Consider the following 24,046-nt stretch of genomic DNA (forward strand, 5'->3'; position numbering starts at 1 on the left):
GTTCGATCAGGCGATCTGAGCCTCCTTCGGCAACACGGCGTTCGATCAGGCGATCTGAGCCTCCTTCGGCAACACGGCGTTCGATCAGGCGATCGGAGCCACCTTCGGCGACGCGACGTTCGATCAGGCGATCGGAGCCACCTTCGGCGACGCGACGTTCGATCAGGCGATCGGAGCCACCTTCGGCGACGCGGCGTTCGATCAGTCGGTCGGATCCGCCCTCGGCAACACGACGCTCCATCAGCCGATCCGACCCCCCTTCGGCAATCTGGGTCGGCGCCTTTCTGGCCCGGTGCTGTTGCACTGATGAAGTTTCTGAATCCGGAGCACTGGTTTCCTGTCTGTTGGCAACCGGCATATCAGGCAGGCAGCTTGCCCCGAATGCATGAGTGGCAACTATCCAGGTGGCTGAAACAATGGCGACGGGTAATACCAATCCAATAGTTTTCATCGTGATCATCCTGAGTCGTAGTGGGACTTCGTTAATGAACTTCCGGTTGCAACCAGACAGGTTTGAATTCAATCGAATACTTCTAATGGGAAACTCCATGTTCCTGTGCTGCCAGGCGAATACGGTTGTACGCAATCAAGCGCATGACGTAGCCCAGCTTGATCGCGGTCGGCCCGAGGATCGTCATCCCGTGCGCGCCGACCAGCGTGGGCAGGTTCAAGTGATCATCAAACACATAAGCCAGGAAAATCCCCACCATCAACATGCCCAGGCCACCGACCAGCAACACGTGGGACAACTTCAGCACGCGGTACGAGTCTTCAAAAAAGTCATACATGTTGATCAGTCATCCCTGAGTCAATGAGTGGATCGATAAGTGTCGGCGCGCGAGGAAATCGCGAAGTCAATAACTTTGCCGGCCATCGCATTTGATGGAGGGATTTTACTGTTGGCGGTAGGGATCAACCATGTTGCATAAGTTTGGTTTTATCCTGCCAGCGTATGGAGAAGTCATACCAACGTATATAAACGACTAGTAATGTGCGCCGCATTTGGGCGTTAAATCTAATGGTTGATACCCAGACTTTCTGCCATTCGAACCAGATCGGCAAACGACTGCGCGCGCATCTTGCGCATGGCCTGGCCGCGGTGAATTTTCACGGTGATCTCGCTCAGGCCGATGGCACTGGCGATCTGCTTGTTTATCAGACCCGAGACGGCCAGCGCCATCACCGCTTGCTCTCTGACCGTGAGTGTCCCATGGCGTGTGCGCAATTCATGATGGCGGAGTTCGTACTCGCGGCGCGACCTGTCCCGCGTATGCGCGGCGACCACGGCGTCGATCATGGCCTGCTCGCGAAACGGTTTTTCCAGGAAATCGACGGCACCGGCTTTCATGGCGCGAACGGTCATGGCGATGTCGCCGTACCCGGTCATGAAAATGATCGGCAGATGGATGTTGGCGTCGGCGAGCGCCTGCTGAAAGACCAGCCCGCTGGTGCCTTGCAATCGCACATCCAGCACCAGGCAACTGGGCAGGTCAGGTCGCTGGTATTGCATGAAGTCGGCGACCGATCCGAACAGCTCGACCCGCAGGCCGATGGAGCGTAACAGGCTGCCAAGCGCCTCACGCAGAGGAGCGTCATCATCAATGATGAAAACGATGGATTCGGGGTTTCGCTCGGGTGCAGGTTCTACGTCCATACGCTGGATGGCTTCGCGGCGATCAGGTTGCGCAGGATGCGGAAAAACCCAATAGAAAACTTTGCCCGAGCCTCCGGTTTTCATTGGATTTTTCTTGGGTAAACGTCCAGAGGCCATCGACCGCTGTTCCGGTCATCGATGGCCTCGGCGAATCAGTTTCCTGCCCGGGCGACTATCGCAAAATTCCCCGGCGCCTTTTCCAACAGCCCCAGAAATCTCACGAGATCGACCTTGCTGCCATCCACCTTCAGATCATCGGAGGTGAATGCCTCCTTCAGCCCGGCGGTGCCGCCCAGCAGTTGGACGAACAGGTCCTTGGTGACACTCAGCGTTGCGTTGGCGTTCGCCGCCGTCGGGCCTTTTCGGTAGTGCAGCACGGCGTTCTCGATCCACAGCACGAACGATTCATTCGTATCGGTCAGCACCAGATTGAAGGTCCAGTTCTTGCCATCCGCCGCCGGCCCGTCGAGGCTCGCGGCCATGGCTTCGAGGAAGCGTTCGGTGGGCGTCTGCTTCATCAGTTCGATCAGGTCGGAGCGTTTGACGCCCTTGGCCGGGGGGCCGTTGCGCAGCTCCATGGCAGCGGTCAGGTAACTGTTGCGCCAGGTTGCCGATTCCGCCTGATAGCCCATCTGTTCGTACGCGCGGGCCAGCAGTTCCTTGGCGGCGGTGTCGTCGGGTTTGGCCAGCACGGCCTGATCCAGGAGCTCGGCAACCCAGCGATATTCGCCCTTGTCATAGGCCACGCGCGCGGCTTCGACCACCTTGGCGTTACCTCCCATCAATTCGACGTAGCGCTTTGCCGACTCCTTGGGCACCAGCGGATTCAAGTGCGCGGGGTTGCCGTCGTAGGCGCCCAGGTACAGCTGGTAGATCGCCTTGACGTTGTGGCGCAGGTCGCCGTAATAGCCGCGAGTGCCGAAGTACGAGGCCAGCGAATCCGGCAGCTGGATCTTGTCGGCGATCTCGTTGGGGGTGTAGCCGGCGTTCATCAGGCGCACGGTCTGGTCATGCAGGTATTTGTAGACGTCGCGGTGCTTGGTGATGAATTCGCGGATCCGCTCGTTGCCCCAGATCGGCCAGTTGTGCTGACCGAAATAGACCTCGGTGTCGCCCAGCTCATCCAGGGCGATTTGCGTGTATTCGGACCAGCGCAGCGCATCGCGCACCTTGGCGCCACGGATCGGCAGCAGGTTGTGCATGGTCTGCGCCAGCAGCTCCGCGCCGCCGTAAGCCTTGAGCGCGGGGATCGAAAAGGTCAGCTCGGCCGGGGCCTCCGCGCCGGGCATGTTGTGGAACACGAAGCTGACGCCGTCGAGCACCAGCGGCTGGATCGGCTGGTCGATGATCTGCGTTGGCGGCAGGATGCCCATGCTGCCGTACGCAACGTTCTTGCCCAGCCCGGTGTCGACGATGCCGGTGGCGCCCGGCGTCAGGTTCTTGCCGAACTGATACATCGACCGCCGTGCCATCGCCGGGCCCGCCAGGATGTTTTCGCTGGTGGCTTCCTCCATGAACCCGGCGGGCGCGACGATGGGAATGTTGCGCTGGGCCACTTCGCTGCTTGAGGTGATGCCCAGCACACCGCCGAAATGGTCGGCATGGTCGTGGGTGAAAATGATCGCGGTGACGGGCTTGTTGCCCAGATGCTCGCGGGCGAAGGCCAGCGCTGCGGCGGCGGATTCTCGGGAGGTCAGCGGGTCGACCACGATCCAGCCGGTCTGCCCGTCGATCAGCGTCATGTTGGCGATGTCGAAACCGCGCAACTGGTAAATGCTGTCGGTGACCTTGAACAGGCCGATCTGTGCGTTGAGCATCGCGTGTCGCCACAGGCTCGGGTTGACGGTGGTCGGCGCCTGGCCTTCGACGAAGCGGTACGCATCGAAATCGATCAGGACATTGCCGTCAGCGCCAAGGATCTTGCCGGTGGGCCGGGCGATGAAACCGCGCTGGGCATCTTCCATGTCACGGTTGTCGCTGAGGTCCAGGCCCTTGATCGACGCCTGGATCAGCGCGGCCGTGGCGGGCGTGGCGTCGCCGGCTGCGACGCTGGGCTTGTTGTCGCAGCCGGCGAGGGACACCAGCGTCAGGGCGAGGATCGTGTAGAGGGTCGATTTCATTCTTGTTGTTCTCCGAAGTTCGAATGCGCTCCAGCCTAGGGGCAGGGCAACGATGTATCCAATGCATTGTTTACATCCGGATAATGCGTCGCTAGCATCGGGCGAATGGACCTAAAACGACTGTCACACCTACTCGCGCTAGCTGATGAACGCCATTTCGGACGCGCCGCCGAGCGCGTGCACCTCAGCCAGCCGGCCCTGAGCCGCAGCATTCAGGCGCTGGAGAGTGAAACCGGGCAGCGCCTGTTCGATCGCGACACCGGAGACGTCCGCCCGACGCCGGCGGGGGTCTTTCTGATCGAGCGGGCGCGGCGGCTGCTGTTCGATGCCCGGTCGCTGGAGCGGGACATGGCGCTCTACAGCGATCGCCAACTGGGCAGCCTCGCGTTCGGTGTCGGCCCGTTCCCGGCCGCGATGTTGATGCATCAGGTGGTGCCGCGACTGCGTCTGGATCACCCGGCGGTCACCCTGCGCGTGGAAGTGAACAACTGGCAGATTCTCGAGGCGCGGCTGCGCGCTGAGGCGATCGAATTCTTCGTTGCCGATATCCGCAACTTCACGGCGGAATCCGATCTGCTGATCCGTTCGCTGGGCCAGGTCTCGGCAGGCTTCTTCGTGCGTCCGGAGCATCCGCTGGCCGGGCGCAAAGTGCAGATGGGCGAACTGGAAGGCTATGGCATCGCCACGACGCGCTTGCCCGAAGTCGTGAAACTCGAGACCGCCCGAACCCTCGGCATCTCCACCCGTCAGGCGCTGCCCATTGTGCTGGAGTGTGATGATGTGGCGTTGCTCAAGACCGTCGCAGGTTCAACCGACACCATCCTCGGCGTCATCCATGGCGCCGTGGCTGAAGACATTCGGGTGGGGCGTTTGATCGAGCTTCATGTTGTCGACAGGCCGGGATTTCACTCCGAAATCGGCGTGGTGAGCTTGCAGGGCAGAAGCCTGTCGCCGACGGCTTTGTGTGTGATCGAGGCGGTGGTTGCCGAGATGCAATCCGTTCACGTCGAACAATCCCCACGTCTTTAGAGATACGTCCTACAGCCACGATTTTCCTGCTTCGTTAACGTCGTGCGGCCTCTTGCGAGGGGTTGCCGATGCATGAACGAAAGGACAATCAGTGGCTGTTCAAAAGGACATTCCCCGGGTTCCCAACCCACCGGCGGGCGACGGGCATCACGTCACCTACCGCTACATGACGGCCACCGAACTGGCCGATCAGCAAGACCGACAAGACAAGTACGACGCCATGCTGGCGAGACAGGACGCCTTCGAACGCAGCCGTGAGGTCGCGGCGAACAAGCCTGAGCCGGTGCGCGCGGGCTGCGTGTTCGCCAAGTCGTGCAAGCTGCCGGACGCGATCATCGATTACTCGAATCCTTCGGGGATGGTGCCGACAGACAGTCTGAAGGATTACGGCGAGCTGATTTTGCTCGGTGGCCGTGAGGCCGATGACTGCGGTCGGGTTGAGCTCAAGAAAATCAGCCGCACGGCCATTCCTGCGGGGCTGGGCACTTTCGCCCTTGCCGGTGAGGGGTTCAAGGCATTGCCCGCGATGGCCTCTGCTGCCGTCATCAGCCCGTTGCTCGGGCTGGTGGCGATGTTCATGCCCTCGAACCTGGGCGATAGCGCGCTGTACACCGAAGACCAGTTACTCGCCCTCAAACAGGCCCGAACCCGCGTGCGCTTGCGCGTTGAACAGCAGGCCGATGGCAGCCTCAAGGGGTACGGCTTCTATACCGGCAAGAATCGCGATTGGGAGATGGTTGATGTCGTGCAGTTCACGGCACGCGATAGCCGGTTTGTTGCAGACCTCGGTGACGGTGTTGAGCTGATCTGGACGCCTGCCGTGGATGGTTCCGACATCCTCGGGATTCCTGCGCTGGAGGCTGCTCCGCAGGCGCCGCATATCTGGGTGTATCCGCCGACGAAAGCGGCGGACGGGATTCTGGTTAATCCGGTTTATCCGCCGGAGTATCGGGATTTCATTTTGGTGTTTCCGGCGGATTCCGGGGTTAAGCCGATTTATATTGTTTTAAATGTACGCGGCCATGGCACAGCCAAGGCTGGTCACACCTACCACCCGGCCCCTGAGACAGACGAAATCACAGCGTTTCCAGGATTGAGAAGAGCGAAAAAGAAAACCCCGTACTCGGGTGGTCTCCGGGATCGCTGGATAGACGCAAAAGGGAGGACGATATATGAATGGGACTTTCTTCACGGAGAGCTTGAGGCCTATCGCGCGAGCGACGGTACTCATTTGGGGTCGTACGACCATAGAACCGGTAAGCAACTAGATCCCCCTAAAGGGAAAAAGCGAAGCATCAAAAAGTATTTGTGAGGGATTTATGGGATTGAAAGCCAGACTTGAGTGGTATGACAAGGAAACCGAGCTCGGTATGGGAGAGGAATTATCGAAAGATTTCGGTGACGACGGTGCTGTAATCGAATCACTCGGCATACCAATTGAAAACAATATAAACAACGGCGGATTCGACGTGCTCTCAAACTGGGTGAGCATTCTTCAACCGAATTTCAACCATGTCATTGATCCATCTTCTTACGACTACCAAATTTCGTTCGTTTACCGTGATCAATGGTAAGCACCAAAACAATACCCCCGATCAGTCATCTGATCGGGGGCTAAAACTGCGAATGGGATTAGTCAGCCCCGCTGACCCCGCCCCGGATAATTGAGCACAAACTGCACATGCGCCTTCACCCCGGTGGCCAGTGTCGCGTCATCGGCGGTGAAGTAGGGGCTGTGGTTGTTCGGCGCCTTGCTCATGTCCTGGCCTTCCGGCGTTGCGCCGAGGAACACGAACAACCCCGGCACTTTGCGCGCGTAGTAGGAGAAGTCTTCGCTCGGCGACAGGGAGGCGGGCAGGCGCTCGACCTTGCCCGGTGCTGCCAGCTCGAGGGCCGGGATCATGGCTTCGGTCAGGGCGGGATCGTTGGTGGTCACGGGCGCATTGTTCACCAGCAGCAAATTGGCCTGGGTCTCGTAGGCGCTGGCGATGCTGTTCACCAGCGGCGGCATCTTTTTCAAGATCGTGTCGCGGATGTCGGCGTTGTTGGTGCGGATGGTCCCGGTCATTTCCACGGACTCGGGAATGATGTTGGCCGCCGAACCGCCATTGATCGTACCGACGCTGATCACGCCCATGCCTTGGGTCAGGTCGACGCGCCGACTGACCAGCGTCTGCAATCCGCTGATGATGCCCTGACTGGCGACAATCGGATCGACACCGCTCCAGGGCGCCGAACCGTGAGTCTGCTGACCCTTGACCGTGATGCGGAACGAGTCGCTGCTGTTGAGCACGGTCCCGGATTTGTAGAACAGATGCCCGGTCGGATAACCCGCCATCACATGCACCCCGAACACCGCCTCGACCTTGGGCGAATCGAGCGCGCCATCGCGAATCATCGCTTGTGCACCGATCAGGGTATCGGTCTGGAATTCATCGACATCGGCCGCACCTTCTTCAGCCGGCTGAAACAGAAACACCACCGTCCCGCGCACCTGATCGCGATGCTCGGCCAGCACCTTCGCGGCGCCCAGCAACATCGCGGTGTGGGTGTCGTGCCCGCAGGCGTGCATCACCGGCACGCTCTTGCCCAGCCGCGTGCTGGTGGCCTGACTGGCGAACGGCAGGTTCGTCATCTCCTTGACCGGCAATCCGTCCATGTCCGCGCGCAACGCCACCACCGGCCCCGGTAATCCGCCTTTCAGAACCCCCACAACACCCGTCTTGCCGACCCCGGTGCGCACTTCAATGTTCGACGCCTTCAGCCGCTCGGCCACCAGCGCGGCGGTCTTGAACTCAAGATTGCCCAACTCTGGATGCTGATGAATCGTGTGGCGCAGATCGACAACTTCCTGATTGACCGCACTCACGGCGCTATCGACCCAGGGCACATCGGCGGCATGGCTGGCAGTGGCAACGAACGAAGGCAGAACGGCGAGGCACAGCGAGGTTTTGCAGAAACGGATCAAGGCGGGACTCTCTCTTATGGTTTTTATTGGCGTCAGAGGGTATGCCGCGATGCAAGACGGAACAAACGAGTCTGGCCGGTAATCGCACGGCTTTTGGTGTTTCGCGTTTTTGCCAGAGCGCGGCTTTCAGCGGATTGTTTTCCTTCGCCTGATCCGCTTCACTGTGGCTCTTTTGCCTGAGCGGAAATCAATCATGGAGCGATGCGAAGCACTGGTCATCGGCCTCGGCGCCATGGGCGCGGCCACGGTGTATCAACTGGCGAAGGCCGGGGTCAACGTGGTCGGCATCGACCGCCACCATCCGCCGCACGCGTTCGGCTCCAGCCATGGCGATACCCGCATCACCCGGCTGTCCGTGGGCGAGGGCGCGCAATACGTGCCCATCGTGCGCAACTCCCACCGCATCTGGCGCGAGCTGGAGGCGTTGTCGGGCGAGTCCCTGTTCGAACAGACCGGCCTGCTGGTGCTGACCTCCAGCCCCGACTTTGATCCCGCCGACGAAACCGACTTCACCCTGCGCACCATCGCCCTGGCGCGGACCTACGGCATCGAACACGAAGTCCTCGACGCCGCCCAGATCCGCCAGCGCTTCCCGCAGTTTGCCCAGGTGCGCGACGACGCCATTGGCTACTTCGAGCCCGAAGGCGGTTTTGTACGGCCAGAACGCTGCATCGACGTGCAACTCAGACTGGCCGAACAACACGGCGCCACGCTGTACAAGGGCGAGACCGTGACCCACATCAGCTCGGACGAACAGGGCGTCACCGTCACCACCGACCAGCGCACCGTGCGAGCGGAAAAACTGGTGGTCACCGCCGGCAACTGGGCGGGCGGATTGCTCGGCGCGCCGTTCGACAGGCTGCTCAGCGTCTATCGACAGAAACTGTTCTGGTTCGAAACCGAGCCTGACGCGGAACTGGTCGGCCACTCACCCACGTTCATCTTCACTCACGGCCAGGACGACGATTTCTATGGGTTTCCCGCGTTGCCGGGGGAGGGCAGTTTGAAAGTGGCGACGGCGCAGTATCACAGCACGTCCACGCCTGAAACTCTGGATCGCACAGTCTCGGCCGAGGAAGAACGCGAGATGTACGAACAGCAGGTGAAGGGGCGCATTGCCGGGCTGACGGATCGGGTAGTGAAGTCAGCGGTTTGCGCCTACACCGTCACGCCGGATCGGCATTTCATCATTGATGAGCATCCACGGTTGCAGCACACGTTGGTGGTGTCGGCGTGCTCCGGGCATGGGTTCAAACACTCGGCGGCGTTGGGGGAGGCGTTTGCGCAGTGGTGTTTGCGAGGGGAGAGTGAGCTGGATCTTTCGTTGTTTTCGGTGGGGCGGTTTGAGGCATAGTGCCCACTATTCGAAAACAGATCCATTTAATGAAAATAGATTCGCCCCTTCATGGGGAGCGAACCGAAACCCCGCAAGGAACGCACATGAATTTCTTCAAGAAGCTTCTCGTTTCATTGAAACGTCCTAAAACCGAAGACGTCCAGCTCACATCACAACCCCTTGAAGTCCAGGAGCAGGATATCTACGACAGCATGACCGAGGCTGAAGCGGCAAATCTGGCTGCCCGAGAGGCCAGCGCAGCGTGCCGGGATCGTCATTGGGCATCAGTCGGCATAATCGAGCGCGATGTCCTTGCCTACATGATCAGTCCGAGCTTTTCCGGTGGCCCTTACTGGCCCTCGACTCGTCAGGCCTACCGGGTAGTTCGCCGTAACGACACAATCATCATCGCCACGGAAGGTCTGTCAGACCCATTCGATGACGCGGAAGAAATGGGCAATGGTTTCGAGATGGAGTTGTTCGTAGAAACTGCCGATATACCCGAACACGCCCGTGGCCCGGTGGGTGACGTCGATCCTTTCCAGCGCAGCTGGGCATTCGAACTGGTGGAACACGTTGCCAAAACGGTTGCGGACGCTGGAGGCTACACTCGCGGACTCGACAAGTACGGTGCGATGTCCATTGAAATTCCCGGGTTCAGCCTCTCGAATCACATGTGCGATCAATTCCCCAAACACTTTGTGACCGAAGACGACTCGACCGGTGTCTTGCTGGGCGCCCCGGAACCGGATTTCCCTACCCGGCTGGATGACATGCCGTTATCCCCTGTGAGAATGGTTCCGGTGGTACTGATCACCGCGTCGGAGCTTGAGTACATTCGTGCTGGCGGGCGGGCAGCACGCGATGACCTGGTGGTCCGATTGAAGGCTGCGGGTGTCGGGCATGTGAGCAGTTTGCAGCGTGAGAGTGTTGTTTGACGCTGCAGTGTTCTCAGGTTCCCTTGCTGGTCACGCCTGCCCAAATCGAGATTTTCGCCAAAGACTTGTCCGCCTTTTAATGACGAGGGCAACCTCAAAGGTTTGAGCCGCAAATGAGCAAATTGGGTTGCAGATGTGGGCACGTGATTGTCGATCAGACTGACAGCTTGCCCTACAAGGCGAGTTTACTTCGCGACGAAGTAGAGGATGCATTCTGGGAAGAGGTAAACCAAGAACTCAAGCCCCTGATGACTGCTGCCGAGTCGGGAGACAAGGCTGTGATCGATGGGGCGTTCGGTGAGTTTGCACCTTGGGTCAACGCGACCGACGAATTGATAAGCCGATTATCGAGCCTCCACATCCACCGGACGTTAGATGTTTATGAATGCACGAACTGTGGGCGTCTTTGGGTGCAGAAGGGCGCGGGTAATCAGTTCGTTTCATATGTTCCGGAAGAGGGTGGATATCAGGCGATTTTGTCGGCGACGTCAGGCGATTCCGAGAGCCTGGATTGCGAATAAATAGGGAACTGCTCAGTGTCTAACCGCTATGCCGCCTCCCGAGACAGGATGGCGAATGACTTGAGAAATGCGCAGCTGCTGCAGGGGCAGCGACTTGCTGAGTTATTGCATGACCAATATTACTTTAACGAGGAAAAGTGCCTGTCTGACGTAGGGCCGTTGCTCTGGCGGTGTGGCGAACATCAGAAAGTTGCGATGTACCTGCTGAGCGATGGGGAATGTGTTGGAGCTGATGAGTCCGATCTGGAACCTCCCACTCCCTTCACACTTGATGCCGCGAGCTTCTGCTCGTGGCGTAGGGAAAATCTGCTTCGCAACAGGTCTGCTCTCTTCCTCGAAGGCAAAATCATTACAGCGGTTCAAGGTGTTGTCGATAAAGTGGCAGGCGGAGAGGTTTGGCTTGTCGGCTTTCAAGTTGCCTTCGAGACAGGCGACTGCCTGATCTACCTGAATCAAGGTGACGGTGCAGTCGTTCTGATTAACGAATGGCCCAAGAGGTTGGAGGGTGTCGAAACCTGCTTGGTGACTGCGCTGGAATGAGCGTTTTGTTTAATAGCAGCTTGGGCGAAAATATATGCGTCCCCATTTTTTCGGTAGGAGCGGTCGCGGATGATATGGACGATCAGGAAGACGGTCGGCCAAATAAACAAGCATCCGCCAATCCTTGTTATATCGCGTGTAAAACGCTGATTAGTCGTTCATAAAATTTCGCAAAACTAGGCATTTCCTCTGCAAGTTTTCTGCAGTCCATTCCATTGGCTTCTAACCAAGTTAACAGACGCTCGTTAGTAGCTTCCCCTTCAAGTATGGTGCTAAGCATCTTCTTGGCAGAATTCGGGGATTTATCATTACCGGAAAGCTCCTCTAAGTCAGCGCAATGCTGATATGGATTCTCCTTCGCGGCGCATATGAACCATGATTCTGATTTTGGCCTCGGTACCATCGGAACTCCTCTAGTGAATTCGGCACGCCTAAAGCCCTCTTCAATTGAGGTTTTTTTTTGCTCCCAGATATCGCTCGGATCGCTGTTAGTACCATCGGAATCTCTGAATAGTATTGCTACTGCGACGTCGCCTTCTGCCGCTTCTAACTCTTTCGATATCTCGCCAAGCATTAAGGCGTTGAAAAAGAAAAGCCCAGTCTCCACTCCGTGTTTACGTCCTGCAAAGACGAAGCCGCGCCGCTCATTTTTCTTCGCTGCAAGCCGCTGTGTTAAGTATGCTTCGCTGTAATACCTGTAGGTGCCGAGGTGCGTCTGTAATGGGCTATACTGCATCACCTCTTCGATAATGTAGTCAATGATATATGTCAAGGGGCCTAGTTTATACATCTCATCCTGGCAAAACCCTGCGTGATTAATGCATGCCCCGAGATCGCTTACCCCTTCACCACTACATACTACGATCACATAGCACCCTTTTCCAAATTAGAGCTTTCATCCGCATCGAGCTTTGCACATTCACTAGTGAGATTAGTTAGGCTTGTGTCTACAAAAGCCTCGCCAGGGCCCATTATTGCTAGTTTTTTTTGCATTCTCGGAATGCTGAACAGCGGCCGACTCCGGGTGCCACCATCAAATGTACGATACACAAAATGTACAGATTTCTCAGCTACTTCATCGGATAAGTAATTTAAGATCATTGGACTATGTGTGGTGACGATAACTTGCTGACCTGTATTCTGTAGTAAATGAACAAGGCGCTCTACGATTTCAGGGTTAACTCCATTTTCAACTTCATCAAACAGAAGTGTTGCATTGCCCGATCCCGCTTGAGCAAGAATCGCCAATATCCTGAGTAGCCCATCGTTAACGTGCTTGGCTTCAGTTTCAATAATCTCTCCATTGAATTCTTCAATGATTGATAGTTTTTTCCAGCCGGCTCTTTCCTGCTTAACTTTAAAGTCTAGTACGGCAGGGTAGAACTCTCGCAATAGCGCTGTGAGTTTTTCTCGTTCTTTGCCTTTTATATTGTAGAGATACGGAGAAAGCTTTTCTCCACCGGTGCCAATGTCTATCGCGGCTTCTCGCGATGAGTTTCTCATTAGGTGAGGGGATAGGAGTTCTAGTGATCTAATGTTTAATATTGCATTTCTTACTTCAATTATTTCCGGGCTTAATACGTCATCCTTTAGCGCAGAAAGGATGGAGCCGACATAGTTAAACTCGATCTTAGATGGTTGTGTGTTAAGTATGGAATATCGGCCTCTCGTAAGATTGAATATATATTCGCCCTCGGCTTCAAATATTCTCTCTAGTGTGCAGGAAAGGCTGCTCCTGTTGAAGCTTCCGACCCACGAAAAAAGTTTTCCGCTTTTGACCCTTACCGTTATTCCGATGATGATGTTGGAACTATTGGACAGTTTTGAATGCAAGTCCGAAACGCTCCAGCCGCGTTTTGATAGCCAATTGGTAACGTCGCCGCGCATTAGGTGGGAGGCAAAGTCTAGAAGTTGAAGTACGCTGCTTTTTCCAGCCCCGTTTAATCCAACGAGGCAAGTAAAGTTACCCAGTCCCGTCTTTTCGTCAAGACTAAAGTTGGCTAGTGATTTGAAGCCGTTAACGCTAAAACCTACGATCATAAGATTCCCAGTCTGGCATCCCTTTGATACCTTCTCTTTTTTACAGCAATTCATCGGTTCTACGCAATTATCGCACTCAAGACGAATTGGAGGCTGAGCTCCCTCATCTCATCCGATGAGCTAGCTAAGCCCCGCTCAGCTTAGTCGATTCATGGGGGCGTTTTTGGCCTACTGCTACAATCTCCTTCAGGTCCTAGCGTCAGCTCCAACGTTACAATCACGTCGGGTCGGCTAATGGCCGATAGCTGCCATTAATTTTGGCAGCTTCGGCTGACATCGTTTTCTCCGACCCTCTACTAATCAGTCATGACAGAGGGGTCGGCTTTCAGGTCTTCACCTCAACATGATCCAGCGCCTGATTCACCGCCAACTCACTTAACATCACCAACTGCGCAATCCCGATCGCCGTCTTGCGATGGGCAGGCTCAAGAGTCGCCGCAAAGTTGTTGAGCATTTCGCTGGCCGACCCCAGTGATTCGCTGGCGTTGGCCAGGAGGGATTCGGTGTTGTAGGCCGGGTTGGCCAGGTACATGGGGTCGTGTTTGTGGTGGCTGCCCATGATGCGTTGTTGTGGGGTGAGGTAATGGTCGAGCGCGCGTTCGGCCGCTTCGTTCAAGGTCCGTGAATCCGGAAATTTGTAGGGAGAAACCGGATCGGTTTCCGGTGGGTTCGGTGTTGGTTTGAACATAGATGTAACTCCAGGGTGAGAAAGTGGAGCCATCAGCCTCGCTACCAAACGAGGGTGGTGGCCATACGGAGGTTGGTAGACCGGTCACCTGGATACCCGGCGCGTCCGAAGACGCCCTACGCATGGCCACCATAAAACAGCGGACGAAAGAGTCCCTGCAATCCGGCGTTGCGATGCGACAGGTAATCCGGGCTACCAAACCCGATCACTGTTTTTCAGTGACCCGGAAACGATAAAACCCGCACCCCAGACGCACAAGCCGGCGGATTCTGGCGTAGTCGTAGGCAATGACGCAAGACGCTGTAGCCGTGGGGAAGTAATGCCGGGCGTTTCTAAACACCATTCAAAAAACGCTTAAACACGTCGCCCTCGCCATGTCGAAATCAGACGTCCATGCCGCTCCTGAATACAAGCGGGCTCCCGTTTGCGGGATAACGCGATCACATCTATTTCAATTTTCCTGTCCGTCCCCATTCTTTCTTGGCACCTACCAACGCGTGTCGCTTTTTAAGCTTGATGAAACGTTTCAGCAGGTTTATAAAAACGACACAACTCCAAGAAAAGGCTGCTCCCATGACCCCGCTCAAACTCGTTGTTGCCCTCAGCGCACTGTCCGCTGCCTCCCACGCCATGGCCTGGGATTACGTTCTGCTCGACACCGACAAAGCCGCGCAGAACTGGCAGATCACCAGCCAGCAACTCGGCGTGAAAACCGACAAACCCTTCAGCGTCAGCCTGCGCACCTTGCATGGTGGTCGGCAGGAGGGCGTCAGCATTGTCGACATCGATAACGGCACGATGAAACTTTCGGTGGTGCCGACGCGGGGAATGAACGTCTTGCAGGCCTCGGTCGGCAATGTGCGCATGGGCTGGGATTCGCCGGTCAAGGAAGTGGTCAATCCGTCCTTCATCGAACTCAATGGCCGCGGTGGTCTGGGCTGGCTGGAGGGTTTCAATGAGCTGGTGACCCGCTGCGGATACGAATGGGTCGGCCACCCCGGCGTCGACAACGGCGAACTGCTGACCCTGCACGGTCGGGCCGCCAACATTCCAGCGAACAAAGTCACCCTGCACATCGATGAAAAGCCACCGTACGCCATCACCCTGCGCGGTGAACTGAAGGAGCAGGCGTTCAAGAAAGTCGACTTCTCCGTCGCCACCGAACTGGTCACCGAACCCGGCAGCGTAGTGTTCGCCCTCAACGACACCCTGACCAACAACGGTGACTATCCGAAGGAATACCAGGCGCTGTACCACAGTAATTTCAGCACCCCGTTCCTGGAGCAGGGCGCTCGTTTCGCCGCGCCGGTGAAACAAGTGTCGCCGTTCAACGACAAGGCCAAGGGCGATTTGGCTGAATGGCAAACCTACCGCGCACCGACCAAGGACTACGACGAAACGGTTTACAACGTGGTGCCGTATGCCGATGCCAAGGGCGATACGTTAACCGTGTTGCATAACAAGGCCGGCAGCCTGGGCGTTTCGGTTGGCTTCAATACGCAGACGTTGCCGGTGTTTTCTCTGTGGAAGAACACCGATACCCAAGGTCAGGGTTATGTCACCGGGCTGGAGCCGGGGACGAGTTTTTCCTACAACCGCCGTTATCAGCGCCCACTGAACCTGGTGCCCACCATCGGGCCGAAGGAACACAAAAACTTCCGCATCAGCTACAGCTTGTTGGCGGATAAGGCGGCGGTGGACAAGGCCTTGAAGCAGGTGAGCGACATTCAGGGCGGGCGGGAGACGGAGGTGCGGGAGGCACCGTTGGTTGATCTGACCAAGGGGTGACACCGGCTAGAGCGTTCTCGGCCGAGATTGCAGCACCTCGGTCGAATGTGCGGGCCTGATTCCGTTTACCGAAATTAATCGGTTCCCTTTTGTTATTTTCGTATAGGGCCGCCAATGGTCAGAAGCGGAAAGTCAGCAACATCAGCATTGTGATCAGGCCCGACTTCTACGAGAGGTGTCAGCACGTGAACAGTCAGCTCGCTCGTCAGGTCCGATTGCAATCTGGATATCTTCCCCACGTGCACACATACTCCCAGAGCAGCTTTCGCTCTAAGTGTTTAATGTAGGCAGTGGTGTAAGGCTGGCCCATGTCGACTGGACAGGCTGAAACCCAAAGATGCTCAAGTGGCGTGGTTTCCAGAAGTGTCAATCTAAAAGTATTGCCTCCAGAGTGTCCGGGGCGTTCGCTGAACGCTGACGTGTTGAATTGACGCAACCGGTCTGCCAGTGTCTGGCCTGTTGTCTCGCCAATGTAGATGATGAAATCGTTGTTTACCCGGTAGTTATCAGGTTTCTTTTTACTGCGCGCGATGAAGTACACACCCGGCAGATTCTTTCCTTCGAGTTCTGTCCGTTCAGACCAAGGACACCAATCACAAAACCCTACCTCGCCCACCATAGTTTGGCCCTACCCTAAAAAGTGTCTTTTTTAACATCATCAGCACAGCTAAGGACGATTTTTTTCCGCGCAAATGTGTACTTGTGACCGTTCTCTGCCGTTCATGGCCACGCAGTGTGATGGTCAAATCCGATGTAAATGATTGGTCAGGTCGAATGCAAATGGATGGGCACGTCTGTGCAATCACCCAGCAAGTTCGAACGTGTTGTTTGCTTTGGGCGAAAAAGACCTGGTCTTCTTGCTTAACTGATCTGCCCAGGCAAAAAGGGCCATCTCGATGTCAGCCACTCGCCAGCCTGTAGGGGACTTACCTCTGGGTAGGTCACAGTCGGGTCGTTGGACACTAGTTTCCTCTAGCTCCCTTAAGAGGGTTGTAAGAAGCTCTAGGAACTCAACGTAACCATCTATCATAGACGGATCGTGACCATCTGTGATTTTGCTCAACAGGCTTTCATTCAGTAGCGCCCGTCGAATCCGGCTATCTAAGCTTGCATGGATCTCTGGTCGGAGAAATCTCAAAAATTTGGATGCGTACGTGAGACCGCAACCAGGTATCTGCAGGGCGTTTTTAATCGCAACTGTGGGATTATCGATGTTGCCGACGACCAACTGCACTTGCGCGAGCAGACAAACATTCCCCAAACCCGCCTCGAACTTCATTCGAGGCCCGGCGCCATCGCCCCAATCCAGTATTTCACGAATTAAATTCGTCGGAGCCGTCTTCACCTGTGTCACCGAGGTAAGCCAAGCCCCGCGCTCCTCAAGCGTCTTTATCCAGCCGAACGATGGGAAAGTGTCGGCTGGGTAGCCGTAGACACCATGGTGCTTACCCCAGTGGTACTTCTTGAAGTATCCGGGAAGAAGTTTCACATCAATTGCGGTCAAATCGCGCTCCTTGGTACCAGGCTAATTTTGAGAAGATCCTTTCAATTTCCGGATCGAGGTGGAACCCGGGTCTATCTCGAAAATGCAAAAAAGGGGGATGATTTATTTTTTTGAAATAAGTCATTCCCCTTTTTCTAAAGCTGCCCTTGGGAAGAATTGAATACAAGTCGGCCTCAATTGTATCAGGCAAGCAAGCGAGGCCCCAATTCACTCAGCCGGCGCTGGTGTAGAACGCCTGTCTTACAGATAGAGCGCTACGAAAACATTACTCCAATCCACCTTATCAAACGGAATGTCCGAATCGTTAAGGCGATCGCGGCACCATTCTTGAAATTTCTCCTGATCCACTTCACCAGGTGAGCGATCCCAAAAGGCAACACCTCTTAGCCCCTCCATGTAGAGGGCCTCGGAACTTTGAATCCAGTCGACCACCCTATCCGTAGGTGTTCGGGTTGATTGTGCTGCTTGAGCCAAGTATGTGTACGTCGCCGCATCGATCACATTGTGGTCAGTGGAACCGAGTGCATCGACAACCTGCTGGACCGTTGCGAAGACAATATCCTCACCTTTGGTATACCGCTGGAACTCCGCTACCAAATCGGGATTCGGCAGTCGTAGATCTCCCGCCGCTTCGCTAGACCACGCAATCTCTTTGCCGTTGTCCAGGACAATCCGGGCTGGTTTGTAGCACCAATCCTCTTTCACATCATTGCTGATGAAGAGTGCCTGACCAGCTCCGATCTCTGCACAATGTTGAAGGAGTTCCTTCCAGATGATGAAATCTCCGCAGCTGTTCTGCGGCTTGCGTGCATCTTCTCCACCGGGCGACAACCGCGCGGCCGAGCGAGCATCAAACTCCACTCGTGCCTGCCGGTATAACTCATGCACGTCTGAAGACAGAGCGTGCTCTAAAAGCAAATTCTCGTAAAACTTCAAGAGCTCCATGCGATGGCCGCTGTCGTTTCGAGAAACGCTCTTGGCCACATTCACGATGAAGTTCGTGGCCTCTGCCAACCTGCGTTCCAAATCAATTTTGCTGGTACAACCAACGCTGACGGCGGCCGCGCCATCCAACGCCCGAGCACTGCTGGCCTTCAGCTCATCTAGCACAACCTGCAGCTTTCGGCTCAAGGTCTTGTAAGGCGAAAGAATCTCGGCTTTATCGGACAGTTGGTTGTACTCATGGACGACCCAAGCAGGGATGACCAATCTCCTTCGGAGCTGCCACAGCCACCTCTGCCAAACTTCTGAGGCTTGCTCGTTAAGGCCGAATCCCCATAACAAGACGTTGGTATCGAGAAAGATCGGACAGTCTCCGTGCAAAAGGGCGCCCAGGAAGCGATTTCGTTCGGCGGCCAGCCTAACCACCACCTGCTTTGGACGCAGGCGCGATACAACCGGCTCATCGACAGCAAACGGTTCGTCTGGCTGGTATGGCATGAATGTACTTCCTGAAGTTTAGGTAGATGTTAGGCAATCCAAGGATTATCTCGAAATCGATGGCTTGCTGCGATTGCCGAATGAAGATAAGCATCTGCCTGCCCCATCATCGCTCCCTCTGGTGGCTGCCCATAACCCGTTGTTGTGGTGTGAGGTAGTAATCGAGCGCGCTTCGTTAAGGGTTCGGTAATCGGGGATTTGTAGGGGGAAACCGGACCAGTTTCGGAAGGGTTCGCCGTTCGACAAAATCCGCAATCTCCCGCGCCCCACGCAAATGCACCACCGGAATCTCCGGCCCAATGGCCTGGCGCACTCCGTCGATCCCCGGCCGGTAGCCCCGGTCGAAACTCCACACAAATTTCAGAAAGGTCAAAAACGCCCGATCGATTTTTTCTCGACAACCCGCAGCAAGATCCGGGCGAGGGCGGTTCATCACGCTGCGTTTGATCACGCGGACGAGGCAGGTCAGGCGTGGAGTATCGAGCCATATGATCAGGTCGGTGCGAGGCAGGCGCAGGTCGAAGGTTCGTCGGGCGTAGTTGCCTTCACAGACCCAGGTGTCCGCCGCGACGGCCTGGCGTACGCGGGCGCGAAACTGCTCGGCGTCGGGCTCGACCCAGCCGGGTTCCCAGAACAGCTTGTCGAGATGGATCACCGGCAGTCCGAAGCGTTCGCCGAGGGCGCGGGCGAGGGTGGATTTGCCGCTGCCGGCATTGCCCAGAATGACGATCCGTTGCATGGGGACTTCCTGTCGCGAAAAAAGCCGGCGATTGTGCAGGAATCGGCTCTCTGACAGAAGTCCGAACGCCATTCACCATGTCGAAATCAGACGCCCCCATGCCGCTCCCAGGCTATTTGCGATCAACGCCGGGCACGTAAGGTGACGCATCATTTCATCGCCCTGCGTCGTTGTCCGACCGCGTTGTAACGCTGCAGCGCTTGAGGTGCGCCGCTCTGGAGCAGGGCAACAGGAAGAAATGATGATCGCCTGACACGTCGTCAGTACGCCCAAACGTCGATCACCAGAGAACAACAAAAACAATGAATAGCTTGAACTCGAAGGACTCGAACGGTCAGTTGGCGCAGGGCTTCAAACCGCGTCATGTCACCATGCTTTCCATTGCCGGCATCATCGGTGCGGGGCTGTTTGTCGGCTCCGGCCACGCCATTGCCGCCGCCGGCCCGGCAGTCTTGCTTGCTTATCTCTTCTCCGGTCTGCTGGTCGTGCTGGTCATGCGCATGCTCGGTGAAATGGCCGTGGCCCACCCGGACACGGGATCGTTTTCCACCTATGCCGATCAGGCCATCGGTCGCTGGGCGGGGTTCACCATCGGTTGGTTGTATTGGTGGTTCTGGGTGCTGGTGATTCCGATTGAAGCCCTGGCCGCCGGGCATGTGTTGAATCAGTGGTTTCCTCAGGTCGATGCGTGGTTGTTCGCGTTGCTGTCGATCATTTTGCTGGTGGTGACCAACCTGTTCAGCGTGTCCAAATACGGCGAGTTCGAGTTCTGGTTTGCGATGGCCAAGGTGGTGGCGATCATCGGGTTCATCGGGCTGGGTTTTGCGGTGTTGATGGGCTGGATTCCGGAGCGTGAGGCCAGCGGATTGAGCCGCTTGATGGAAGAGCACGGCGGGTTCGCCCCGAATGGTTTGTCGGCGGTGGTCGGGGCCTTTATCACCATCATGTTCAGTTTTATCGGGACCGAAGCGGTGACCATCGCGGCCGCCGAATCGAGCAACCCGGCGCAGAACATCGCCAAGGCCACGCGCTCGGTGATCTGGCGCATCGGCGTGTTTTATCTGCTGTCGATTTTCGTGGTGATTTCCGTGGTGCCCTGGAACGATCCACTGCTGGCGTCCGTCGGCTCATATCAGCGGGCTCTGGAGCTGATGAACATTCCCAACGCCAAATTTCTGGTCGATGTGGTCGTGCTGATCGCGGTGGCCAGTTGCATGAATTCCTCGATCTACATTTCCTCGCGGATGCTGTTCTCGCTGGGCCGACGCGGCGATGCTCCGCAACCGCTGAAAGTGACCTCCGCGGCGGGCGTGCCGAGGGCGGCGGTGATTGCCAGCACCGTGATCGGTGCCGGGGTGACGTTGTTCAGCTATTTCATGCCGGGCGGGCTGTTCCAGTTTTTGCTCGCCAGTTCCGGCGCGATTGCGTTGCTGGTGTATCTGGTGATCGCGATTTCGCAATTGCGCATGCGCCGGATGCTGCGTCGGCAGAACGTCGAGCTGACGTTTCGCATGTGGCTGTTTCCGTGGCTGACGTGGCTGGTGATCGCGTTCATCTGCGCCGCGCTGGCGGTGATGATGGTGACGCCCGAGCATCGTCTGGAAGTGACGTCGACCATCGGCCTTGCGCTGACGATTTCCTTTATCGGACTGGTGACCACGCGGCAGCATGGGCAGATGAGGGCGGTGGTTTCGGCGGGCAAGGCCTAGGGTTTTTCTGGTGCTTGAACGGTGGGGCTATCCCCGGCATGGACGCAGGGGAGGTCCGATCACCGGGCTTCGGCTCGCAGCCAACGTCTGACTTCGCCCTGTATCGCGTAGGCCGGAGCCTCGACCGCATTGAAATCCTGCGTATACCGCTGCGCAAACCCGTCGACGCCCCATTCCTGAAACTGCTGCACGTGCTTCAGTTCGTGCGCCCAGAGCGCGACGTTGTGTTCCGCGGTCTCAGCGTCGCGGAACAGAATGATGTCGATCAGCGTCACTGCACCGACATCCGGGTTTTGCAGGATGGCCGTGGCGGCGTTGTATTGGCCGTCGTTGGTGATTTTGTAGTGCACAGCATCGAGGAAACTGGGTTCATACCAGCGCAGCAGTTGCTCCCGGATGTGCGGGGGAATCGGTTTGATGTCGGTGCTGGCGGCTTCGGCGCGGGCCTGAGTCAAGCCCTGCGCCAGGACCGGTGCTGCCATCCGGAAAAGGTCTTCAGACAGGCGCACCGGATCCGGCAGGCAAATGCAGCTGTCGAGGCATACTTGTTTTTCGCCGGCAGGGCATGGGTCAGCCTGGGCTGGTGCTGCAAGCGTCAAGCAAAGGACCAAGGACAAAAAGGAGGGCGCGCCAAAGGCCTCTCGGTGTACGACCCTTTCATTTTGCGTTGCCCCATACATAGTCATTCCATCTACGGGTTGTCAGCGCGAGAGGCTCGGGGGAGGGGCATGGTGGTTTTCTCCCGCGTGGTTTCACTTAAGGCTAGATCAAGCCCGGCAGTTTCACCGACCTGTTTCGCCCCAAGGCCTTGGCACTGTACAGCGCCTGATCGGCGGCTTCGATCAAACCTTGCACAGGGGTTAGTCGGGAACCGGCGGCAGTGGCAATCCCGATGCTGACACTCACTCGTCCCAACGGGCTGGATTCGTGGGAAATGTTCGCTTGCTGCAACCGGTCGAGGATCAGTTGCGCCACGATCTGCGCACCTTCGCTGTCGGTATTGGGCATGATGACGCCCATCTCTTCACCGCCATACCGCGCCACAAGATCCGAGGGACGGCGCACGCACGTCTCCACGACGTTGCCAACGCGTTGCAGGCAATCGTCGCCGGCAACATGCCCGTAGGAATCGTTGAACAGTTTGAAGTAGTCGATATCAATCATCAGCAGTGCCAAGGACGTGCCGTCGCGCTGCGCTCGTCGCGCCTCCAGGTCCAGCGTCACATCGAAACAGCGTCGATTGGCCAGACCGGTCAAGGCGTCCTTCATCGCCAACAACTCGAGTTGCCTGTTTGACGAAAGCAACTGCTGCTGAGTGCCCATCAACTCCGCTTCTACTTGGGTTCTGCGTCGGATATCCAGTATCAAAAACCAGCCGATGAGACCGGTAAGCGCCAGCAGGCCCGTCACCACCACGGCCGATAGCAGCGCTTCCGTTCGCCACGCGGCGAGGGCTTCGCGTTTCCCGAGTGCGACGGTCGTGATCAGCGGCAGCCGGTCACTTTTGCGAAAGGCGTAGAGCCTTTCCACACCGTCCAGGCTGGAGGTGAACGAGGCGGTGCCGACAGAGTGATCCACCAGGTACTTGGCGTAGATCGGTGACTTTGAAAAGTTGCGCCCCATGTCCTGCTCGCGGAAGGGGTAGCGAACCAGCAACGTACCATCGGTATAGGACAACCCGATGGCACCCTCCTGGCCGACATCGATCTTTCCAAACAGCCGTAGAAAGTTTTCGATGCCCAAGGTCACCGCGACCACACCGGCAAACTCACCGCGAGCATCATTGAAGCGTCGACTGACGGTGATGACCCATTCCTGATTGGTGCGGCTCTGAATGGGCGGACCGATAAAGGTCTCGGGGGAGGGATCATCGCGGTGATGAATGAAATAGGCCCGATCACTGCTATTTGCCCCGGCCGGAATCGGCCGGTTGGAGGACATCAGCCAGCGTCCCTGACTGTCGTAGATGGTGATGCCGCTGAGCTGTGGCATCAGCGGCTCCTGCCGGTCGATCAGAGAACTGATCCGCTGGATCTGAACGGGGCCACTCCCTTCGGTTTCCAGGCGTTCGACGAGCCCGAGCAAAAGCGCCGAACTTTGGCGGACAATGCCTTCGGAATAGGTGACAAGCGCCTGGGTCAGGTTCAACCCGTGAACGTCCACTTCCTCCAGCGCTCGCTCTCGAGAGGCCAGCACCTTCCAGACAGTCAGTGAGGCCAGGGAACAGCCGATAACCAACAGCAAAAGCACAACCAGGTGTGTATCTCGCTTCACGTCACTACCTTATGGAAAGTCCGTTTTTCCGTTCCAGAGGCTATTGGATCAAGGCAATAACGGCAGCCGTTCGTCCTCATCGTGCGCAAGGATACAAGCAGTCAGGTGTCGCTGCAGCAATAGATGAACGGCTTACAGCACCGAGCCCCGCTGGACCTTCAACCGCGTTTCGGCAGCTTCCAGTTCGGGCGAATGAAGTGGCAGGTGTAGCCATTCGGAATGCGCTCGAGGTAATCCTGATGCTCCGGCTCCGCTTCCCAGAACGGCCCTGCCGGTTCGATTTCGGTAACCACCCGGCCTGGCCACAGGCCCGATGCATCGACATCAGCCGCAGTGTCTTCAGCGATATCGCGTTGCTGCTCGTTCAGGTAATAGATCGCCGAACGATAGCTCGGACCGAGGTCGTTGCCCTGACGGTTGGGTGTGCTCGGGTCGTGGATCTGAAAGAAAAACTCAAGGATCTGCCGATAGCTGATCACAGCAGGGTCGAAGACGATTTCGATGGCCTCGGCGTGATTGCCATGGTTACGGTAAGTGGCGTTCGGCACGTCACCGCCGGAATAACCGACCCGCGTCTGCAGCACGCCGGGGTAGCGGCGCAACAGATCCTGCATGCCCCAGAAGCAGCCGCCGGCGAGAATCGCAGTTTCGGTTTGAGTGGTCATGGCATGTCCTTCCTCTCGAATGGGTCGCAGATGTTCCTTGATATGAGGGAGTGTGGGCTGATTCCAAGGTTGAGCCGGTAAATAAATCGTGAA

The 24,046-nt window shown here is 56.9% G+C and carries 23 protein-coding genes; 9 read left to right on the top strand and 14 right to left on the bottom strand.

Going from position 1 to position 24,046, the window contains the following annotated elements:
• The 4 genes from QRN46_RS13355 to QRN46_RS13370 all read right to left on the bottom strand — a co-directional run.
• The coding region (locus QRN46_RS13355) for a phage infection protein (RefSeq protein WP_285355139.1) at window positions 1-451 on the bottom strand (451 nt) is incomplete at its 3' end.
• An 82-nt stretch (window positions 452-533) separates the two neighbouring features.
• On the bottom strand, window positions 534-788 hold the full coding sequence (locus QRN46_RS13360) for a transmembrane sensor/regulator PpyR (RefSeq protein WP_285355141.1): 255 nt from the start codon (window positions 786-788) through the stop codon (window positions 534-536).
• Between the two features lie 227 nt (window positions 789-1,015).
• Window positions 1,016-1,654 carry a response regulator transcription factor gene (locus tag QRN46_RS13365; protein WP_221614993.1) on the bottom strand — a complete coding sequence of 213 codons (639 nt, stop codon included), beginning with the start codon at window positions 1,652-1,654 and terminating at the stop codon, window positions 1,016-1,018.
• A 152-nt stretch (window positions 1,655-1,806) separates the two neighbouring features.
• Window positions 1,807-3,774 carry an alkyl/aryl-sulfatase gene (locus QRN46_RS13370; protein ID WP_285355143.1) on the bottom strand — a complete coding sequence of 656 codons (1,968 nt, stop codon included), beginning with the start codon at window positions 3,772-3,774 and terminating at the stop codon, window positions 1,807-1,809.
• Window positions 3,775-3,879: 105 nt separating this feature from the next.
• Between QRN46_RS13370 and QRN46_RS13375 the strand changes: the two genes are divergently transcribed.
• From QRN46_RS13375 to QRN46_RS13385, 3 genes are all read left to right on the top strand, one after another.
• Window positions 3,880-4,803 (top strand): LysR family transcriptional regulator, encoded by a 924-nt coding sequence (locus QRN46_RS13375; RefSeq protein WP_285355144.1) that lies wholly within the window; start codon window positions 3,880-3,882, stop codon window positions 4,801-4,803.
• 91 nt (window positions 4,804-4,894) lie between these two features.
• Window positions 4,895-6,115, top strand: coding sequence for an S-type pyocin domain-containing protein (locus QRN46_RS13380; protein ID WP_285355146.1), 1,221 nt, complete (start codon window positions 4,895-4,897; stop codon window positions 6,113-6,115).
• A 7-nt stretch (window positions 6,116-6,122) separates the two neighbouring features.
• Window positions 6,123-6,377 (top strand): colicin E3-like toxin immunity protein, encoded by a 255-nt coding sequence (locus tag QRN46_RS13385; protein WP_163974841.1) that lies wholly within the window; start codon window positions 6,123-6,125, stop codon window positions 6,375-6,377.
• 62 nt (window positions 6,378-6,439) lie between these two features.
• Here QRN46_RS13385 and QRN46_RS13390 read toward each other — a convergent pair whose 3' ends face one another.
• The gene (locus tag QRN46_RS13390) at window positions 6,440-7,771 is read right to left on the bottom strand and encodes an amidohydrolase (RefSeq protein WP_221614939.1); all 1,332 of its coding nucleotides are present in this window, start codon (window positions 7,769-7,771) and stop codon (window positions 6,440-6,442) included.
• A 193-nt stretch (window positions 7,772-7,964) separates the two neighbouring features.
• Between QRN46_RS13390 and solA the strand changes: the two genes are divergently transcribed.
• The 4 genes from solA (at window position 7,965) to QRN46_RS13410 (ending at window position 11,106) form a co-directional block, all read left to right on the top strand.
• Window positions 7,965-9,125 (top strand): N-methyl-L-tryptophan oxidase, encoded by a 1,161-nt coding sequence (gene solA, locus QRN46_RS13395; protein ID WP_285355153.1) that lies wholly within the window; start codon window positions 7,965-7,967, stop codon window positions 9,123-9,125.
• Between the two features lie 86 nt (window positions 9,126-9,211).
• Window positions 9,212-10,045, top strand: a complete 834-nt coding sequence (locus QRN46_RS13400; protein ID WP_011333713.1) for a suppressor of fused domain protein — start codon at window positions 9,212-9,214, stop codon at window positions 10,043-10,045.
• Window positions 10,046-10,158: 113 nt separating this feature from the next.
• Window positions 10,159-10,566 (top strand): DUF8617 domain-containing protein, encoded by a 408-nt coding sequence (locus QRN46_RS13405; protein WP_011333714.1) that lies wholly within the window; start codon window positions 10,159-10,161, stop codon window positions 10,564-10,566.
• A gap of 15 nt (window positions 10,567-10,581) precedes the next feature.
• Window positions 10,582-11,106, top strand: coding sequence for a hypothetical protein (locus tag QRN46_RS13410; RefSeq protein ID WP_011333715.1), 525 nt, complete (start codon window positions 10,582-10,584; stop codon window positions 11,104-11,106).
• A gap of 127 nt (window positions 11,107-11,233) precedes the next feature.
• On the opposite strand, the gene QRN46_RS13415 is transcribed toward QRN46_RS13410, so the two are convergent.
• From QRN46_RS13415 to QRN46_RS13425, 3 genes are all read right to left on the bottom strand, one after another.
• Window positions 11,234-11,974: a hypothetical protein gene (locus QRN46_RS13415; RefSeq protein WP_011333716.1), complete on the bottom strand. Its 741-nt coding sequence runs from the start codon at window positions 11,972-11,974 to the stop codon at window positions 11,234-11,236.
• Window positions 11,971-13,146 (bottom strand): AAA family ATPase, encoded by a 1,176-nt coding sequence (locus QRN46_RS13420; RefSeq protein WP_041475221.1) that lies wholly within the window; start codon window positions 13,144-13,146, stop codon window positions 11,971-11,973. Before QRN46_RS13420 ends, QRN46_RS13415 begins: the two co-directional genes overlap by 4 nt.
• Before the next feature lie 325 nt (window positions 13,147-13,471).
• Window positions 13,472-13,834, bottom strand: coding sequence for a DUF6124 family protein (locus QRN46_RS13425; protein WP_011333718.1), 363 nt, complete (start codon window positions 13,832-13,834; stop codon window positions 13,472-13,474).
• Between the two features lie 573 nt (window positions 13,835-14,407).
• Between QRN46_RS13425 and QRN46_RS13430 the strand changes: the two genes are divergently transcribed.
• Window positions 14,408-15,622, top strand: coding sequence for an aldose 1-epimerase family protein (locus QRN46_RS13430; protein WP_285355163.1), 1,215 nt, complete (start codon window positions 14,408-14,410; stop codon window positions 15,620-15,622).
• Between the two features lie 802 nt (window positions 15,623-16,424).
• Here the strand turns inward: QRN46_RS13430 and QRN46_RS13435 are convergent.
• The 3 genes from QRN46_RS13435 to QRN46_RS13445 all read right to left on the bottom strand — a co-directional run bounded on the left by QRN46_RS13435 (window position 16,425) and on the right by QRN46_RS13445 (window position 19,305).
• Window positions 16,425-17,126, bottom strand: coding sequence for a hypothetical protein (locus QRN46_RS13435; RefSeq protein WP_285355165.1), 702 nt, complete (start codon window positions 17,124-17,126; stop codon window positions 16,425-16,427).
• A 240-nt stretch (window positions 17,127-17,366) separates the two neighbouring features.
• Window positions 17,367-18,566: a PIN-like domain-containing protein gene (locus QRN46_RS13440; RefSeq protein WP_221614930.1), complete on the bottom strand. Its 1,200-nt coding sequence runs from the start codon at window positions 18,564-18,566 to the stop codon at window positions 17,367-17,369.
• Window positions 18,567-18,741: 175 nt separating this feature from the next.
• Window positions 18,742-19,305: a P-loop NTPase family protein gene (locus tag QRN46_RS13445; protein ID WP_221614929.1), complete on the bottom strand. Its 564-nt coding sequence runs from the start codon at window positions 19,303-19,305 to the stop codon at window positions 18,742-18,744.
• A gap of 302 nt (window positions 19,306-19,607) precedes the next feature.
• On the opposite strand from QRN46_RS13445, the gene gabP reads away from it, so the two are divergent.
• On the top strand, window positions 19,608-21,014 hold the full coding sequence (gene gabP / locus QRN46_RS13450; RefSeq protein WP_285355169.1) for a GABA permease: 1,407 nt from the start codon (window positions 19,608-19,610) through the stop codon (window positions 21,012-21,014).
• A 59-nt stretch (window positions 21,015-21,073) separates the two neighbouring features.
• Here the strand turns inward: gabP and QRN46_RS13455 are convergent, their stop codons facing one another.
• The 3 genes from QRN46_RS13455 to msrA form a co-directional block, all read right to left on the bottom strand.
• Window positions 21,074-21,700 (bottom strand): eCIS core domain-containing protein, encoded by a 627-nt coding sequence (locus QRN46_RS13455; protein ID WP_011333721.1) that lies wholly within the window; start codon window positions 21,698-21,700, stop codon window positions 21,074-21,076.
• 76 nt (window positions 21,701-21,776) lie between these two features.
• The gene (locus tag QRN46_RS13460; protein ID WP_011333722.1) at window positions 21,777-23,288 is read right to left on the bottom strand and encodes a sensor domain-containing diguanylate cyclase; all 1,512 of its coding nucleotides are present in this window, start codon (window positions 23,286-23,288) and stop codon (window positions 21,777-21,779) included.
• 158 nt (window positions 23,289-23,446) lie between these two features.
• Window positions 23,447-23,953, bottom strand: a complete 507-nt coding sequence (gene msrA, locus QRN46_RS13465; protein ID WP_221399463.1) for a peptide-methionine (S)-S-oxide reductase MsrA — start codon at window positions 23,951-23,953, stop codon at window positions 23,447-23,449.
• Between the last annotated feature and the right edge of the window lie 93 nt (window positions 23,954-24,046).

The sequence above is a fragment of the Pseudomonas sp. lyk4-R2A-10 genome (assembly GCF_030209075.1).
GTDB classification, from domain to species: Bacteria; Pseudomonadota; Gammaproteobacteria; order Pseudomonadales; family Pseudomonadaceae; genus Aquipseudomonas; species Aquipseudomonas glycinae.

Coding starts and splice junctions, on each gene's coding strand:
- QRN46_RS13445 (WP_221614929.1), bottom strand. CDS start 19,305: ATGCAACGGATCGTCATTCTGGGCAATGCCGGCAGCGGCAAATCCACC.
- QRN46_RS13405 (WP_011333714.1), top strand. CDS start 10,159: ATGAGCAAATTGGGTTGCAGATGTGGGCACGTGATTGTCGATCAGACT.
- QRN46_RS13420 (WP_041475221.1), bottom strand. CDS start 13,146: ATGATCGTAGGTTTTAGCGTTAACGGCTTCAAATCACTAGCCAACTTT.
- QRN46_RS13365 (WP_221614993.1), bottom strand. CDS start 1,654: ATGGACGTAGAACCTGCACCCGAGCGAAACCCCGAATCCATCGTTTTC.
- QRN46_RS13360 (WP_285355141.1), bottom strand. CDS start 788: ATGTATGACTTTTTTGAAGACTCGTACCGCGTGCTGAAGTTGTCCCAC.
- QRN46_RS13400 (WP_011333713.1), top strand. CDS start 9,212: ATGAATTTCTTCAAGAAGCTTCTCGTTTCATTGAAACGTCCTAAAACC.
- QRN46_RS13385 (WP_163974841.1), top strand. CDS start 6,123: ATGGGATTGAAAGCCAGACTTGAGTGGTATGACAAGGAAACCGAGCTC.
- QRN46_RS13455 (WP_011333721.1), bottom strand. CDS start 21,700: ATGACTATGTATGGGGCAACGCAAAATGAAAGGGTCGTACACCGAGAG.
- gabP (WP_285355169.1), top strand. CDS start 19,608: ATGAATAGCTTGAACTCGAAGGACTCGAACGGTCAGTTGGCGCAGGGC.
- QRN46_RS13440 (WP_221614930.1), bottom strand. CDS start 18,566: ATGCCATACCAGCCAGACGAACCGTTTGCTGTCGATGAGCCGGTTGTA.
- QRN46_RS13375 (WP_285355144.1), top strand. CDS start 3,880: ATGGACCTAAAACGACTGTCACACCTACTCGCGCTAGCTGATGAACGC.
- msrA (WP_221399463.1), bottom strand. CDS start 23,953: ATGACCACTCAAACCGAAACTGCGATTCTCGCCGGCGGCTGCTTCTGG.
- solA (WP_285355153.1), top strand. CDS start 7,965: ATGGAGCGATGCGAAGCACTGGTCATCGGCCTCGGCGCCATGGGCGCG.
- QRN46_RS13425 (WP_011333718.1), bottom strand. CDS start 13,834: ATGTTCAAACCAACACCGAACCCACCGGAAACCGATCCGGTTTCTCCC.
- QRN46_RS13370 (WP_285355143.1), bottom strand. CDS start 3,774: ATGAAATCGACCCTCTACACGATCCTCGCCCTGACGCTGGTGTCCCTC.
- QRN46_RS13430 (WP_285355163.1), top strand. CDS start 14,408: ATGACCCCGCTCAAACTCGTTGTTGCCCTCAGCGCACTGTCCGCTGCC.